4 protein-coding genes are annotated in these 17215 nt (G+C 65.3%); 3 read left to right on the forward strand and 1 reads right to left on the reverse strand.

Features of this window, described 5'->3' with window-relative positions:
- The first annotated feature begins 8 nt into the window (after positions 1 to 8).
- The 3 genes from GST84_08515 to GST84_08525 all read left to right on the forward strand — a co-directional run bounded on the left by GST84_08515 (position 9) and on the right by GST84_08525 (position 16279).
- A complete protein-coding gene (locus GST84_08515) occupies positions 9 to 10307 on the forward strand; it encodes an amino acid adenylation domain-containing protein (protein XGB12406.1) in 10299 nt (3432 codons plus the stop codon).
- Entirely contained in the window at positions 10304 to 13480 is a 3177-nt protein-coding gene (locus GST84_08520) for an amino acid adenylation domain-containing protein (GenBank protein ID XGB12407.1), read from the forward strand. Before GST84_08515 ends, GST84_08520 begins: the two co-directional genes overlap by 4 nt.
- A gap of 306 nt (positions 13481 to 13786) precedes the next feature.
- Positions 13787 to 16279, forward strand: coding sequence for a TonB-dependent siderophore receptor (locus tag GST84_08525; GenBank protein ID XGB12408.1), 2493 nt, complete (start codon positions 13787 to 13789; stop codon positions 16277 to 16279).
- A gap of 57 nt (positions 16280 to 16336) precedes the next feature.
- On the opposite strand, the gene GST84_08530 is transcribed toward GST84_08525, so the two are convergent.
- On the reverse strand, positions 16337 to 17215 hold the full coding sequence (locus GST84_08530; GenBank protein ID XGB12409.1) for an SUMF1/EgtB/PvdO family nonheme iron enzyme: 879 nt from the start codon (positions 17213 to 17215) through the stop codon (positions 16337 to 16339).

Genomic DNA, 17215 nt, shown 5'->3' on the forward strand with positions numbered 1-17215 from the left:
GGAAGGGCGTGCAAAAGTTAATCGAATCGGTAGCAACACTGTCGGCAAAGCAACGCAAGGCGCTGGCAGTGCTGCTCAAGCAGCAAGGTGTCGATCTGTACAGCGTGGCACCTGTTTTTCGACGCGATCCGACCGAGCCGCTTTCGCTGTCCTTCGCCCAGGAGCGGCAGCTGTTTCTTTGGCACCTTGAGCCAGACAGTGCCGCCTATCACCTGCCCACTGCGCTGAACCTGCGCGGCGCACTGGACCTGGCTGCCCTGCAGCAAAGCTTCGATGCGCTGGTGGCGCGCCACGAGTCGCTGCGCACCACCTTCGCCACTGACTGTGGGCGCACCACGCCAGTGATCCATGCCCCCGCGCCGGTGAGCATTGCCAGGCACACCCTGGCCCTGGCGCCCGGCGAGGACCGGGCGGCACGGCTGCGCACCTGTATCACCGAAGAAATCCGCCAGCCGTTCGACCTGGCCCAGGGCCCGCTGCTGAGAGCCAGCCTGCTGTGCCTGGGGCCGGACGATCATGTGTTGCTGATTACCCAGCACCACATTGTCTCGGATGGCTGGTCGCTGGCGTTGATGGTGCAGGAACTGGTGCACCTGTATCGCGCGTACAGCAGCGGCCAGCCTGCCAGCCTGCCGGCGTTGCCGATCCAGTACGCCGACTATGCCGTCTGGCAGCGCCAATGGATGGATGGCGGCGAACGGCAGCGCCAGCTGGCCTACTGGACTGCCCAGCTGGGCGGTGAACAGCCTGTGCTGGCGTTGCCCAGCGACCGCCCGCGGCCGTTGCACAGCAGCTACCGTGGCGCCCGCATCGACCTGCCACTGAGCCCGGCACTGGCCGATGGCCTGCGGCAACTGGCGCGGCGCGAAGGGGTGACCCTGTTCATGCTGTTGCTGGCGACCTTCCAGTGCCTGTTGCACCGCTATAGCGGGCAGTCGGACATCCGCGTCGGCGTGCCGGTCGCCAACCGCACGCGCAAGGAAACCGAAGGCCTGATCGGCTTCTTCGTCAATACCCAGGTGCACAAGGCCGACATTGATACGCACCAACCGTTCGCCCGCCTGTTGCAGCAGGTCAAGGCCACTGCGCTGGAGGCCCAGGCGCACCAGGACTTGCCCTTCGAGCAGTTGGTGGATGCACTGCAGGTCGAACGGAGCCTGAACCGCAGCCCGTTGTTCCAGGTCATGTTCAACCACCGCAGCGCCGAGCGCCGGCTGCCAGGGGCCACACAGCTGCCAGGCTTGAGCGTGGAAGTGCTGGCGTGGGAAGAAGTGAACGCCCAGTTCGACCTGACCCTGGACACGGTCGAGACCGCGGATGGCCTGTGGGCATCGCTGACCTACGCCACCGACCTGTTCGACGCACCAAGTGTCGAGCGCATGGGGCAACATTGGCAGCACCTGCTGCACAGTGTGGTAGCCCAGCCGCAACAGCCGGTGGGCGAGTTGCCGATGCTGAGCCCGCAGCAGGCGCAAGCGGTACTGCACGACCTTAACGACACCGCCACCGACTACCCCGGCGACTGGCGCGTGCACCAGCTGTTCGAGGCGCAGGCGCGTCGCCAGCCGGACGCCACGGCACTGCTGTTCGGCGACCAGCGCATGAGCTATCGGGCGTTGAGTGAGCTGTCCAGCCAGTGGGCGCACAAGCTGATCGAACAGGGTGTCGGCCCGGAAAGCCTGGTGGGTATTGCCGCCGAGCGTTCGCTGGAAATGGTCGTTGGCCTATTGGCGATCCTTAAAGCTGGCGCCGCCTATGTACCGCTGGACCCGGACTACCCGGCCGAGCGGCTGGCCTACATGTTCGAAGACAGCGGCATCGAACTGCTGCTGACCCAGGCGCACTTGCGCGAGCAGTTGCCGGCGTTTGCCGGGCAGGTCCTTTTGCTGGACCAGCCCGGCGAACTGGGCGGGTACTCGCGGCAGGTGCCGGCGTGCCGGCTGCACCCGGAGAACCTGGCCTACGTCATCTACACCTCCGGCTCGACCGGGCGGCCGAAAGGCGCCGGCAACCGCCACCTGGCGTTGTACAACCGGCTGGCGTGGATGCAGCAGGCGTATGCGTTGGGCAGTGCCGACACGGTGTTGCAGAAGACGCCGTTCAGTTTTGACGTGTCGGTGTGGGAATTCTTCTGGCCGCTGATGACCGGTGCGCGGCTGGCCCTGGCGGCACCGGGCGAGCACCGCGAGCCGGAGCGGCTGATCGACACCATCGAGCGCCACCAGGTCACCACCTTGCATTTCGTGCCGTCGATGCTGCAGGTGTTCGTCCGCGAGCCGGGCCTGCAGCGCTGCCACAGCGTGCGGCAGGTGATCTGCAGCGGCGAGGCGCTGGCGGTGGACACCCAGCAGCAGGTGTTCAGCCACTTGCCCGGTGCCCGCCTGCACAACCTGTACGGGCCGACCGAGGCAGCGATCGACGTCACCCACTGGACCTGTGTCGACGAAGGGCGTGACAGCGTGCCGATCGGCCGGCCGATCGCCAACCTGTACACGCACATCCTTGGCCCGGCGTTCGAAGCCCTGCCGCAGGTAGCCATGGGCGAGCTGATGCTCGGTGGCCAGGGCCTGGCGCGTGGTTACCATCGTCGCCCGTCGCTGACGGCCGAGCGTTTCGTGCCCGACCCGTTCGGCAGCCACGGCCAGCGGCTGTACCGCACCGGCGACCTGGCGCGCTACCGCGACAGCGGGGTGATCGAGTATTGCGGGCGTATCGACCATCAGGTGAAGGTGCGCGGGCTGCGTATCGAACTGGGTGAAATCGAGGCGCGGGTGCTGGAGCACCCGCAGGTGCGCGAGGCGGTGGTGCTGGCCCAGGACAGCGGGCATGGCCAGCAGCTGGTGGCCTACGTGCTGGCCGAGGAGCAGGGCATGGCGGTGGACGCCGCCGCACTGCGTGACAGCCTTCGCGAACAGCTCAAGGGCAGCCTGCCGGACTACATGGTGCCGACGCACATCCTGCAGGTGCAGGCCTGGCCGGTGACGGCCAACGGCAAGCTCGACCGCAAGGCCCTGCCCAAGCCCGACAACAGCGCCCTGCAGCAGGCATACAGTGCACCGCAAGGCCCGCTGGAACAGCAGATCGCGGCGATCTGGCAGGACCTGCTGAAGCTGGAGCGGGTCGGCCGCAGCGACAACTTCTTCACCCTCGGTGGCGACTCGATCGTTTCGATCCAGGTGGTCAGCCGCGCCCGCCAGGCGGGCATCCGCTTCACCACCAAGGACCTGTTCCAGCACCAGACGGTACAAGACCTGGCCGCAGTCGCCGAGGTGGGGTGTACGGTACAGGCCGACCAGCGCCCCTTGCACGGGCCCACACCGCTGCTGGCGGTGCAGCATGCCTTCTTCGACACAGCCATTGCCGAACGCCAGCAGTGGAACCAGTCGGTGCTGTTCCGCCCGTTGCAGGCGCTTGAAGCACAGGCGCTGGAGCAGGCGCTGCAGGCCCTGGTCACGCACCACGACAGCCTGCGCCTGAGCTTTGTCGAGGTTGATGGGCAATGGCAGGCCAGCTACCGGCCTGCCGGGCCGGTACAGCCACCTTTGCTATGGTGCGCGACACTGGCCGATGCCGGTGAGCTAAAGGCATTGGGCACCGAGGCCCAGCGCAGCCTCAACCTGGCCGATGGGCCGATGCTGCGCGCGGTGCTGGCAACCTTGGCGGACGGCAGTCAGCGCCTGTTGCTGGCGATCCACCATCTGGTCGTCGATGGGGTGTCCTGGCGTATTCTGCTGGAGGACTTGCACCGGGCCTACCAACAATGTGCGGCCGGGCAGGCGCCACAGTTGCCCGCCAAGACCAGTGCCTTCAGGGCCTGGGCCGAACAGTTGCAGGCCTACGCCGCCAGCGACACGTTGCAGGCCGAACTGGGCTATTGGCAGGCGCAGTTGCGCCATGCCAGCGGCAGCCTGCCGCAGGACAACAGCGCTGGTGCCCTGAGTAACCGGTACGCCCGCACGGTCTACAGCCACCTGGACGGGGCCCTGACCCGACAGCTGTTGCAGCAGGCACCGGCCGCTTACCGCACCCAGGTCAACGACCTGCTGCTGACTGCGCTTGCGCGGGTAATCTGCCGCTGGAGCGGCGAACCCTCGACGCTGATCGAACTGGAAGGGCACGGGCGCGAAGCGCTGTTCGACAACCTCGACCTGGGCCGCACGGTCGGCTGGTTCACCAGCCTGTTCCCGCTGCGGCTGAGCCCGGCGGCAACGCTGGATGGGTCGATCAAGCAGGTCAAGGAACAACTGCGCGCCGTGCCCGAAAAGGGCATTGGCTATGGTGTGCTGCGCTACCTGGCGGACGCTGCCAGCCGTGAGTGCCTGCGTGCCTTGCCTGTACCGCGCATCACCTTCAACTATCTGGGCCAGTTGGATGGCCACCTGGCAACCGATGAGCAGGCGCTGCTGGTGCCCTGCGCAGATCCCAAAGGCGATGAGCAGAGCCTGGACGCGCCATTGGGTAACTGGCTGACGCTCAATGGCCAGGTCTATGCCGGTGAGCTGAGCCTGGGCTGGACCTTCAGCAGCGACATGTTCGAAGTCGCCACCGTACAGCGCCTGGCCGATGAATACAGCCACGAGCTGCGTACCCTGGTCGAGCACTGCTGCCAGCGCGAACACGCTGGCATGACCCCTTCGGACTTTCCGTTGGCTGGTCTGACCCAGGCCCAGCTCGACAGCCTGGCGCTGCCGCCAGCGATGATCGAGGACATCTTCCCGCTTTCGCCCATGCAGCAGGGCATGATGTTCCATACGCTGCTGCAGCAGGGCGGGGATTACATCAACCAGATGCGGGTTGATGTGACTGGCGTGGATCCCGAGCGCTTCCGTGCTGCGTGGCAAGCGGCAGTCGACTGCCATGACCTGCTGCGTGGCAGCTTCATCTGGGGTGAGCTGGCCAGCCCGTTGCAGATCATTCAGCGCGAGGCGCAATTGCCGTTCGCGGTGCATGACTGGCGTGGCCGTGACGACCTTGCCGATGCGCTGGAGGCGTTCGCTGCTGCAGACCGCGCGGCCGGCTTCGACCTGGTCCGGCCGCCGCTGTTGCGCCTGACCCTGATTCGCCTCGACGCGCAGCGTTATCACCTGATCTACACCAGCCACCACATCCTGATGGATGGCTGGAGCAATACCCGGCTGCTGGGCGAGGTGCTGCAGCGGTACCACGGCAGCGTGCCGGAGCAAGGGCCGGGGCGCTTCCGTGACTACATTGCCTGGTTGCAGCGCCAGGATGGCGCAGCCCGCCAGGCGTTCTGGACTCGACAGTTGCAATGCCTGGATGCCCCCACGTTGCTGGGCCGGGCCAGCGACTGGGCAGCAGGGAGCGAAGGGCAGGGGCAGGTCGAGCTGGCACAGCAACTGGATGCCCGGCAGGCCGCCTGCCTGGACGCCTTTGCCCGTGAGCGCAGGGTCACCGTCAATACCGTGGTGCAAGCGGCCTGGCTGCTGGTGCTGCAGCGCTATACCGGCCAGACCTGCGTCGCCTTTGGTGCGACCACGGCTGGGCGGCCGGCCGAACTCAAGGGCATCGAGCAACAGATCGGCCTGTTCATCAATACCTTGCCGGTCATTGCCAGCCCACGCCCGGAGCAAGCGCTGGGTGACTGGCTGGACACCGTGCAGGCGCTGAACATCGCCCTGCGTGAGTACGATCACACGCCATTGTTCGATATCCAGCGCTGGGCCGGGCAGGGCGGCGAAGCGCTGTTCGACAGCATCCTGGTGTTCGAGAACTACCCGGTGTCCGAAGCGCTGCAGGCCGATACCTCCAGCAGCCTGGTGTTTGGTGAGGTGGCGAACCACGAACAGACCAACTACCCGCTGACGCTGGTGGTTAACCTGGGTACGCACCTGTCGCTGCAGTTGAAAGTCGATCGGGCACGGTTCAGTGCTCGGCTGGCCGGGCAACTTGGCGAGCACCTGTTGCAGGTGTTGCAGCAGATGCTTGAGAGCAGCGCCGAAACGGCGTTGGGCGAGTTGCCGATGCTGAACCCGCAGCAGGCGCAAGCGGTGCTGCATGACCTTAACGACACCGCCACCGACTACCCCGGCGACTGGCGCGTGCACCAGCTGTTCGAGGCGCAGGCGCGTCGCCAGCCGGATGCCACGGCACTGCTGTTCGGCGACCAGCGCATGAGCTACCGGGCATTGAGTGAGCTGTCCAGCCAGTGGGCGCACAAGCTGATCGAACAGGGTGTCGGCCCGGAAAGCCTGGTGGGTATCGCCGCCGAGCGCTCGCTGGAAATGGTCGTTGGCCTGCTGGCGATCCTCAAGGCCGGCGCCGCCTATGTACCGCTGGACCCGGACTACCCGGCCGAGCGGCTGGCCTACATGTTCGAAGACAGCGGCATCGAACTGCTGCTGACCCAGGCGCACTTGCGCGATCAGCTGCCGGCGTTTGCCGGGCAGGTGCTGCTGCTGGACCAGCCCGGCGAGCTGGGCGGTTATTCGCAGCAGGTGCCGGCGTGCCGGCTGCACCCGGAGAACCTGGCCTACGTCATCTACACCTCCGGCTCGACCGGGCGGCCGAAAGGCGCCGGCAACCGCCACCTGGCGTTGTACAACCGGCTGGCGTGGATGCAGCAGGCGTATGCGTTGGGCAGTGCCGACACGGTGTTGCAGAAGACGCCGTTCAGTTTTGACGTGTCGGTGTGGGAGTTCTTCTGGCCGCTGATGACCGGTGCGCGGCTGGCCCTGGCGGCACCGGGCGAGCACCGCGAGCCGGAGCGCCTGATCGATACCATCGAGCGCCACCAGGTGACCACCTTGCACTTCGTGCCGTCGATGCTGCAGGTGTTCGTCCGCGAGCCGGGCCTGCAGCGCTGCCACAGCGTGCGGCAGGTGATCTGCAGCGGCGAGGCGCTGGCGGTGGACACCCAGCAGCAGGTGTTCAGCCACTTGCCCGGTGCCCGCCTGCACAACCTGTACGGGCCGACCGAGGCAGCGATCGACGTCACCCACTGGACCTGTGTCGACGAAGGGCGTGACAGCGTGCCGATCGGCCGGCCGATCGCCAACCTGTACACGCACATCCTTGGCCCGGCGTTCGAAGCCCTGCCGCAGGTAGCCATGGGCGAGCTGATGCTGGGTGGCCAGGGGCTGGCGCGTGGTTACCATCGTCGCCCGTCGCTGACGGCCGAGCGTTTCGTGCCCGACCCGTTCGGCAGCCACGGCCAGCGGCTGTACCGCACCGGCGACCTGGCGCGCTACCGCGACAGCGGGGTGATCGAGTATTGCGGGCGTATCGACCATCAGGTGAAGGTGCGGGGGCTGCGTATCGAACTGGGTGAGATCGAGGTACGGGTGCTGGAGCACCCGCAGGTGCGCGAGGCGGTGGTGCTGGCCCAGGACAGCGGGCATGGCCAGCAGCTGGTGGCCTACGTGCTGGCCGAGGAGCAGGGCATGGCGGTGGACGCCGCCGCACTGCGTGACAGCCTTCGCGAGCAGCTCAAGGGCAGCCTGCCGGACTACATGGTGCCGACGCACATCCTGCAGGTGCAGGCCTGGCCGGTGACCGCCAACGGCAAACTCGACCGCAAGGCTTTGCCCAAGCCCGACAACAGCGCCCTGCAGCAGGCCTACCGGGCACCGCAAACCCCGCTCGAGCAGCACGTTGCGGGTATCTGGCAGGAGGTGCTCGGCCTTGAGCGGGTGGGCCTAGGCGACCACTTCTTCGAGCTGGGTGGTCACTCGTTGCTGGCCACCCAGGCGGTATCGCGGATGCGCAAGCTGCCGGGTATGCAAGTGACTTTGCGTGACCTGTTCGATCACCCGGTGCTGGAGCGCCTGCTGGCAGCGCTCGGCGGCGCAGGCAAGGCTGCGACCGCGCACGGTGTCGAGCTATTGGCCCATGGTAAAAAAGCCACCGCGCCATTGTCGTTGATGCAGCGGCGCTTGTGGGTTGCCGAGCAATTGTCCGGGGGCAGCGCTGCCTACGGCATGCCATTGGCCCTGCGCCTGCAAGGGCCGCTGCAGGTCGAGGTGTTGCGCAACAGCCTGAACGCGCTGGCGCAGCGACATGAAGTGTTGCGTACGGCCTACGTGCAGGACGACGAGGGTGATCCGCTGGCGCAGATTGCTGACCAGATCGAGGTGGATATCGCCCTCGACGACTGGTCCGGGTTCAGCCACCAAGAACAGCAACGGTGCATCGCCGAAGCCACCCTGGCCAACGCCAGCACCCCGATTGCACTGGAGCATGCACCGTTGTTGCGCTGCCGTCTGGCACGCCTGGCAGACCAGGAGCATGTGCTGTTCTTCGCCATGCACCACATCATCTCCGACGGCTGGTCGATGGGCGTGCTGGTCCGCGACCTGGTTGAAATCTACCGTCACAGCGCCCCAGGGCAGACCCACCTTCTGGCGCCGTTACCGCTGCAGTATTCAGACTTCGCCTTGTGGCAGCAGGCCCTCGAGCAGGCGGGTGAGCTGCAGCGCCAGGCAAGCTACTGGCAACAGGCCTTGGCGGGCCATGCCGGCCGCCTTGACCTGCCACTGGAACAGCCGCGCAGCGAGCAGGGCTCCCATGCCGGCGGTGCGGTGGACTTCAGCCTGTCGCCAACATTGACCGATGCGCTTGGCCAGTTCGCGGCCAAGGCCGGGGTGACCCTGTACAGCACGCTGCTGGCGGCGTTCCAGTGGTTGATGCACCAGACCAGCGGTGCCCATGACGTACTGGTCGGGGCCGACACCGCAGGCCGGCAGCACAGCGAACTGGAAGGCCTGATCGGCTTCTTCGTCAATGTGTTGCCGCTGCGTTCCAGGGTGAGTGATGGGCTGGCCTTCGGTGACTTCGTGCAGGGCACCCAGCGCACCTTGCTCGCGGCCCTGGAGCATCAGGACCTGCCGTTCGACATGATCGTCGAGGCCCATGGCGCCCCGCGGGTGCGCGGCATGAACCCGCTGGTGCAGGTGCTGTTCGTGATGAACAACCTGCCCGTACGCAGCGAAGCCCTGGCCGATATTACCGTGCAGGCGCTGCCCGCCCCGGCGCTGTATTCGAAGTTCGACATGGCCCTGTTCATCGAACAGGAGGCCGGGCAGCTCAGTGGCAACTGGCAGTTTGCGACAACGCTTTTCAGGCAAGAGCATATCCAGCGACTCGTCAGCGCATGGATCGCGATGCTCGAACAGATCGTCAGTGTTCAGGATATGAGGTGGCAAGCGATGAACGTTCCATTACAGGGTGGCGGCCTGGCCGGCAGCACACCGGTAAGCGCCCCGGCCAGCAAGGCCGACAAGCTGGGCAAATTCCTCAAGCGCTCTGCCGGCGCAACTGCAGCTGCATCGCCACGGGCTGCGGTGCGCGAGTCGCTGCTGGTGCCAGGCCAGTCGTTCCCGTTGCTCGTCGAGCCTGGCGACGCATCGATCGACCTGATCGAGTGGGTGCGCAACAACCGGCCGCTGGTCGAGCGCAAGCTGGGCGAGCATGCAGGCATCCTGTTCCGCGGCTTTGCCCTGGAGGGTATCCAGGGGTTCGAAGCATTCGCCGAAGCAGTCCAGCCGGGGCTTTATGGCCAATACGGTGACCTGCCGAAGAAGGAGGGGGGCAGGAATACCTACCGCTCCACGCCGTACCCGGAAAACAAAATGATCTTGTTCCATAACGAGAGTGCGCACCAAGACAGCTGGCCGCGCAAGCAGATGTTCTATTGCGAGCAGCCTTCGCCGGTCGGCGGTGCCACGCCGGTGGTCGACTGCCGCCTGATGTACGAAAAGCTGCCGCAGGCACTGCGGCAAACCCTCGAGGACAAAGGACTGCTGTATGTGCGCACGTTCGCCGACAAGCTCGACGTGCCATGGCAGCATTTCTTCCGCACCGATGACCGCGCCGAGGTCGAGGCCCGTTGCCGTGCCGCTGGCATCGAATGGCGCTGGCTGGACAACGACGAGTTGCAGACCCGTACCCGTTGCCCGGCGATCATCACGCACCCGATCACCGGCGCACGCTCGTTCTTCAACCAGGTGCAGTTGCACCACATCTATTGGCTGGAGCCGGATGCGCGTGAAGACCTGCTGGCCATGTTCGGCCTGGAGCGCATGCCACGGCATGTGTACTTCGGCGATGGTTCGTCGATCCCAGACCAAGACATGCAACTGATCGGCGAGCTGTATGAAGCCTGCGCCGTGCGGTTCCAATGGCAGAAAGGCGACGTGATCCTGGTCGACAACATGCTGGCAGCGCATGCCCGTGACCCGTACGAGGGGTCGCGCAAGATCGTCGTGGCGATGGGCGACATGTTCGACCGGGCAGCGCTGGAGGCGGCTGCGGCCACGCAGGTGATGGCGACCGAGGAGGCCGAGGAATGAACAGTTACGTAGACCAGGCCGACGACATCGGTTTTGCCCTGACCGTCGACCAGCAACACTGGCTCGATGCCTTGCCCGCTTGCCCGGACTGGTCACAGGCCGCGACGCTGCTGAAGATCTGCGTTCAGGGCCAGCCGGACCCGGCGCGCCTGAGACAGGCACTTAGGCGCCTGGTCGAGCGCCACCCGATATTGGTCGGGCGCCTGGGCACTGCCTCGGGATACCGCGGTATGCGCCAGTTCATCGGCGCCCGGCGGCCAGCCCTGACGCTGGCAGTGCAGGCCGAGGCAGATGCGCCGGCACTGCTTGAGCCTTGGCTGCGGCAGCGCTTCGAAATCGACCAGCTGCCAGCCGCCCAGGCGTTGCTGGTACCGGCCGCCGAAGCCGGGCAGTGGCATTTATGGCTGGGGGTGGCGGGCTTTGCCTGCGACGAGGCGGGCATGGCCATGCTGTACCGTGACCTGACGGCGTTGTATGACACGCCAGCCGGGCCGGATGAAGACCTGCCTGAAGCTTTCGGGCAGTATCTGGAGTGGCGTGCCGAAGTGGCCCAGGATGAGGATGCAGCGGCAGCCCGTGGCTACTGGCAAGGGCACCTGATGCCAACGGAGCAGGGCATGAGCGCGCCTTGGCCAGCCTATCGCCAGGACCAGCCAGCGACACACCAGGCACACCATCAGGTGAATCTGCCGCTGGCCTTGCAGGGGCAGTTGCAACGCTTGGCCGACGCCCGTAAGGCCAGCCTGGACACGCTGCTGCAGGCGGCCTGGTGGGGCTTGCTGGGCCGGCTTGGCGACAGCAACCGGTTGTTGGGCGCATGGCAGCACGATGCGCGACAGGATTATGACTACTTCGCGAACAGTGCGGGGGCGTTCAGCAAGCTATTGCCGTTGTGCCTGCAGTGGGCTGACGAAACCCGTTTCGGCGAGCACCTTGCAGCACTCGGCGCCGCGCTGGAGCAGCATGTGGCGTGGCAGGAGTACTGGGTACCGGAATGGGTGCCCACAGCCGTGCCGACCGTGGCGTTTTCCACTACTCCGGCGCTCGCGCCGCAGGTTGCCGGCGGGCTGTGCTGGCAGGGCGAGCTACTGGCGCCACGCCTGCCGGCGGGCATTGAGCTGCAGCTGCGCATTTGCCCAGCGGCGGGTGCTGACCAACCGATTACCGTGAGCCTGGATTACCTGGCCGGGCGCTACAGTGCGCGCGGCATGCAAGGCCTGCTGGAGCAGTACATCGAGTTGCTGCGCAGCATCGTCCAGGCGCCGGACCGCCCGCTGCGGCAGTTGAACCTGCTGGGTGAAGCCGAGCGCCAGCGCCTGCTGTCGATCAACCCCGCACCGCAGCCACTGGGCGCGACGTCATTGGCGGCGCAGATCAGCCAGTGGGCAATCGACACCCCCGACGCGCTGGCGCTGATTGCAGATGACGCGGGGCTGAGTTACGCCCAACTGGAGCTGACAGTGCAGCGCCTGGCGCTGGCGCTGCAGCAGGCTGGCGTGCAACCCGGGGCGGTGCTGGCACTGGCACTGCCGCGCTCGCTGGACTGGGTCGTGGCGATGTTGGCCTGTTGGCGCGTCGGCGCGGCTTACCTGGCGCTGGAGCCGCACTGGCCCGTTGCCCGGCAGGTGCGCCTGATGACACAGGCCGGGGCCACGCAGGTGCTGGTCGAACCGGCAGCGGTGGCCAGCCTGCGTGAGCAGGGCGTGGAAGCGCTGAGCCTCGACAGCCTGTACCCGCTGGCGGTTGACACTGCACGGCTGCAACCGCACGCCGCCAGCGCCAGCGATGCCGCCTATGTTCTGTTCACCTCGGGCTCGACAGGCACCCCCAAAGGCGTGGTGGTCGAGCACCGGCAACTGCTGAACTACACCGCAGGCGTGTGCCACACGCTGGCGCTGGAGGACTGTCGTCACTTCGCCTTCGGCTCGACCGTGTCGGCCGACCTTGGCCATACCACGCTGTTCGCTGCCTTGTATGTGGGCGCGACACTGCACGTGGCCGCCGACGAGGTGATGAAGGATGCCGAACTGTTTGCTGCGTACCTCGAGCAGCAGGCAATCGACTGCCTGAAGATCGTGCCATCGCACCTGAGCGCGCTGCTGGAGTCGAGGGCACCGGCAGTACCGGCCACCGTCATTCTGGGGGGGGATGCCCCGAGCGCGGCGTTGCTGCAGCGCCTGTTGCAGATACGTCCGGACTGCAAGCTGTTCAACCATTACGGCCCGACCGAAACCACGGTCGGGGTCATGGTGCACCCGGTACGGGCGGTGCCGACTGGCACCCTCGGGTTGTCGCAGGTGTTGCCCAATAACCAGGTCTATGTGCTGGATCAACACTTGCAGTTGGCGGTCACCGGCATGCTGGGCGAACTGTATGTCGGTGGGCAGCAGGTGTGTCGCGGCTACCTGCAAGCCGTGCAGAGTGACCAGCCGGCTTTCGTCGAGAGCCCGTTCGTGGCAGGCGAACGGCTTTACCGCACCGGCGACCTGGCGCGCTATCGCCCGGACGGTGCTATCGAGCTGCAAGGCCGGCGCGACCATCAGGTGAAGATACGCGGCTTCCGCATCGAGCTGGCGGAGATCGAGGCACAGCTGTCGGGCGCACCGCAGGTGGTCGAGGCGGCGGTGTTGTGTGATGGAGAAGCGCTGAGCGCGTATGTCAGCTTGCGCGACGAGGCCACGGCGGCTGCCCTGGACGCGGTCCGCGAGTACCTTGGCCAGCAACTGCCGGCGGTGATGCTGCCGCGTACCCTGCAGGCATTGCCGCGGTTGCCGCGCCTGGGCAACGGCAAGCTCGACCGGCCAGCGTTGCGGCAGATGGGCAATGAACCTGCGGCGGGTCTGCTGGCCCCGCGTGATGCACTGGAAACCGTGATTGCGCAGCGCATGGCGCAACTGCTGGGGCTGGAGCAAGTGGGCATCGAGCAGGACTTTTTTGCACTGGGCGGGCATTCGCTGCTGGTCATCAAGCTGGCGGCCGGTATCCGCAAGTCGCTGCAGTGCGACATCAATCCGGGTGTCATTTTCGACCACCCGACGGTTGCTACCCTTGCCCAGGCGCTGCGCGAGCGCGAAGCCAACCCTGGCCAGTTGCTCAAATTGGCCCAGGCTCGTCTGCGGCTCGACAGCATGAGCCCTGAAGAAAAAGCCCGGCTGCTGGAAAAGAGCCGCTAAGCCTCACCACGCCCAGGGGCGGGCAACCCGCCCCTGAGGTCTTTTGCATTGCCCCCCGTACTGCCGTGCCGATTGCGTGGAAGGATGCCGGCAAGATACTAATGCAAAAAATTCTCATTCTGGATTTTCCAGGGTGATGCGTCTTATGTAGGAGCGCGCTGAAAGCCACACGTGGCAAGCCGTTTTGACTTGCGTGTCAGGCGTCTGTCGCGGGATCTGCCCGGGGGAGGATGGGCAGCTCGGCCGTTTGGAGGCCGTTGGCGGGCGCGGGACGATTTCATTACCCGATATAAATAGAGAAATACCATGCCAGCAGGATTTTTCGAGTTCAAACCATTGGCCAAGGCGCTTTGCATGTCCCGCTCGATCAGCGCCCGCTCATCCCGGGCGTTGCTCGGTAAAGGGGTGCTGGGCGCCGCATTGATGCTGCCCATGGCCGCCCAGGTCTGGGCTCAGGGGGTCAACTTCGACATCGCTGCCCAGTCGCTGCCCAACGCCTTGCGTGCGCTTGGTGAGCAGGCCGATGTGCAGTTCATCTACAACGCCTCGGAAATGGCCGACCTGCGTGGCAACGAAGTGCGTGGCAGCTACACCGTCGACGCGGCAGTGGCCAAGCTGTTGCGCGGCTTGCCGGTCAGCTACAGCCTGGAGGGCGATACCCTGACCCTGGTGCGGCGTGAGCGCGCTGCGTCCTCGGCGCTGGAACTGGGCGCCACCAACATCACGGGCAACACGTTGGGCGTGACCACCGAAGGCAGCAACTCGTATACCACCGGTGGCGTCACCATCGGCAAGAGCGAACACAAGCTCAAGGATATTCCGCAGAGCGTGTCTGTGATGACCCGCAAGCGCATGGATGACCAGAACATCACCGACCTGACGGAACTGTTGGCCAACGCCCCAGGCATGACCTTCGCCAAAAGCCCGGGCACCGGCGGCTTCATCACCTCGCGCGGTTTTGAAATCGACTCGCTGCAGTACGATGGCGTGCCCATGACCCGTGGCATCTATGCGCTGGGCAGCTACCTGACCGAACCCACGGCATTCTATGACCGTGTCGAACTGCTGCGTGGCGGCGCTGCGCTGCTGCAGGGGGCCAACAGCCCCGGTGGCGCGATCAACTTCGTGCGCAAGCGCGGCCAGGCCAAGCCGACGGTCACCCTGACCGCCCAGGCCGGTTCCTGGGACCACTATGCCACCCAGGTGGACGTTGGCGGCCCGCTGAACGAGGCGGGCAACATACGTGGGCGTGCGGTGGTCGACTACGATACGCGCAACTCTTTCATCGACTATGTGGGCGGCTGGGAACAGAAGGTCTACGGTGCGCTGGACTTCGATCTGTCTGAAGACACCACCCTCGGTGTCGGCATCAGCGATCGCAAGACGCGTTTCACGCCCATGGTCGCCGGTTTGCCGCGCTTCAGTGACGGCCGCGACGTAGGCTTGTCGCGCTCGACATTCACCGGCTCCGACTGGAACCGCGGCATGACCGAGCAGCTGGCGTTGTATGTCGACCTCGAGCACCGCTTCAACGACCACTGGAAGTTCAAGACCGCGGCGGTGGCGATCAACGAGCGCAACGAAATGACCTACGCCTACGTGGTAGCCCCGACCGGCCTGGCCAACGATGGGTCCGGCTTGTTCGACTGGCGCTACGCCACCGATTTCAACTCCCACAGCCGCGGCCTGGACATGTTCGTCGATGGCGACTTCAACGGGTTTGGCTTCGACCAGGAAGTGGTGTTCGGCGGTAACTACTCACGCTTCACCAGCGACAACACCATGGCGGTGGTGCGCAGCGCCGGGGCGAACATTTTCGATCTCGACAACCACTTGCCCTTCGAGAACTACGACAGCCTGGCGGCCCGTGGCACGCGTACCGACAGCCAGTACACGATCGTGCAGAAAGGTATCTACGGTACCTGGCGCGTCAAGCTGACCGACCCGCTGACCCTGATCCTCGGTGGGCGTACCAGCTGGTACTCCTACGATTACGACTCTCAGGTCTATCAGGCCGGTGTTCATGAGTACGACAGCCCGGCTTCCAAGGCCAACAACGGTGTCGTGACGCCTTATGTGGGGCTGGTTTATGAACTGACCCCGCAATGGTCGGCCTATGCCAGCTATGCCGACGTCTTCATCCCGCAGAGTGCCAAGGGCGTCGGTGGCTCCACGATCGAGCCGATCGTTGGCAGCAACTACGAACTCGGTCTGAAGGGGGAACTCTACGATGGCCAGGTCAATACCAGCGTTGCCCTGTTCCGCTATGACCACGAGAACCGAGCGGTGCCGGTTCAGGATGTCACGCAAATCTGTGATGGGTCCAGATGCTCGGAAGCGTCCGGCAAAGTGCGTAGCCAGGGCCTTGAGGCCGAGATCAACGGTGAGGTGCTGCCAGGCCTGCAAGCGTCGGCCAGTTACGTCTACAACACCACCAAGTACCTCAAGGACAACACGAACGAGGGCAAGATCTTCTCCACCTGGACGCCGAAACACTCGGTGAAGGTGTGGACGGACTACACCCTGCCTGGTGACTTCAGCCGCTTCAGTGTCGGCGGCGGTTTCAACAGCCAGAGCAGTACCGTTGCCTTCGATCGCAAGTTCGATTCGCCCGGCTTCACCATCTGGAATGCGCGCCTTGGTTACAAGGTCAGCGACGAAGTCAGCCTGGCGGTCAACTTCAACAACATCTTCGACAAGGTCTACTACATTCCGTCGTATGCGGCCGTCACTGCCAACAACTATTACGGCGACCCTCGCAACTTCATGTTCTCGGTCAAATACACCCCGCAGTTCTGAACCTGGGGCCACGCAGGCCATCTTGGCGGGTACCCCGCCCAGATGGCCTGCGCCAGGTCACAGCTCCCGCGCTACACGAAAGCCCAGGAAGTCGCCACGTACCGTGCGTTCGCGATCATTGCGATTGCCCGAACGCGAGAAGATCGGCGCTTCACCCCAGTCATTACCGCGCATGTGCGCCGCCTGGCAAAGCCCGCCGTCGGCCTCCATCCAGGCACTGCCATCGCTGGGCGCGCCGACGTAGTCCTTGTGGTAGCAGTCGGCGACCCATTCATACACGTTCCCGTGCATGTCATAGACGCCAAAGGCATTGGGCGGGTAGCTGCCAACCGGTGAGGTATAGCTGTAGCCGTCCTTGGGGCCGTAGGTATTGGCATGCTTGCTGATCTGGTAATCGCCTTCTTCGTCGAACGGGAACGGAAACGGCCCGGTGGAGCCGGCCCGTGCCGCGTACTCGCGTTCGGCCTCGCTGAGCATGCGGTAAGTGTGGCCGGTCTTTTTGCTTAGCCACTGCGCATAGGCCTGCACATCGTAGTAATCGACGCACACTGCCGGCTGGCGCGGCCCTTGCGGGTAGCGAGGCTTGCTGGCCTGGCACAGGCGCCCTGGGCGTTTGTCACCGTCCTTGATGACCACGCCGGTTTCCTTGATATAGGCATCCAGCTCGCCGGCGGTGACCTGGAAGCGGCTGATGGCGAAGGGTTTGGCGAAGGTCACGGTATGTTGCGGGCCTTCGTCGGGTTGCTTGCCCGGCTCGTCATCCGGCGTGCCCATGACGAAACTGCCCGCAGGCAGCACGACCATTTCCGGGCAGCCGGCCTTGCAATCCTGGAAGACCTCGCCCGGGGTCTTGCCGGCAGCCTGGGCGAGTAGCGGGCAGGCCGCCATGGCCAGGGCAAGGGCCAGGCCGGTGACGGTGTAGGGGGCGCACTTCAT

This window comes from Pseudomonas putida, from assembly GCA_041879295.1.
Lineage (GTDB): Bacteria > Pseudomonadota > Gammaproteobacteria > Pseudomonadales > Pseudomonadaceae > Aquipseudomonas > Aquipseudomonas putida_Y.

What these genes read in the sequence shown, in the direction of transcription:
- GST84_08520 (XGB12407.1), top strand. Translation starts at nt 10,304, where the DNA reads ATGAACAGTTACGTAGACCAGGCCGACGACATCGGTTTTGCCCTGACC.
- GST84_08525 (XGB12408.1), top strand. Translation starts at nt 13,787, where the DNA reads ATGCCAGCAGGATTTTTCGAGTTCAAACCATTGGCCAAGGCGCTTTGC.
- GST84_08530 (XGB12409.1), bottom strand. Translation starts at nt 17,215, where the DNA reads ATGAAGTGCGCCCCCTACACCGTCACCGGCCTGGCCCTTGCCCTGGCC.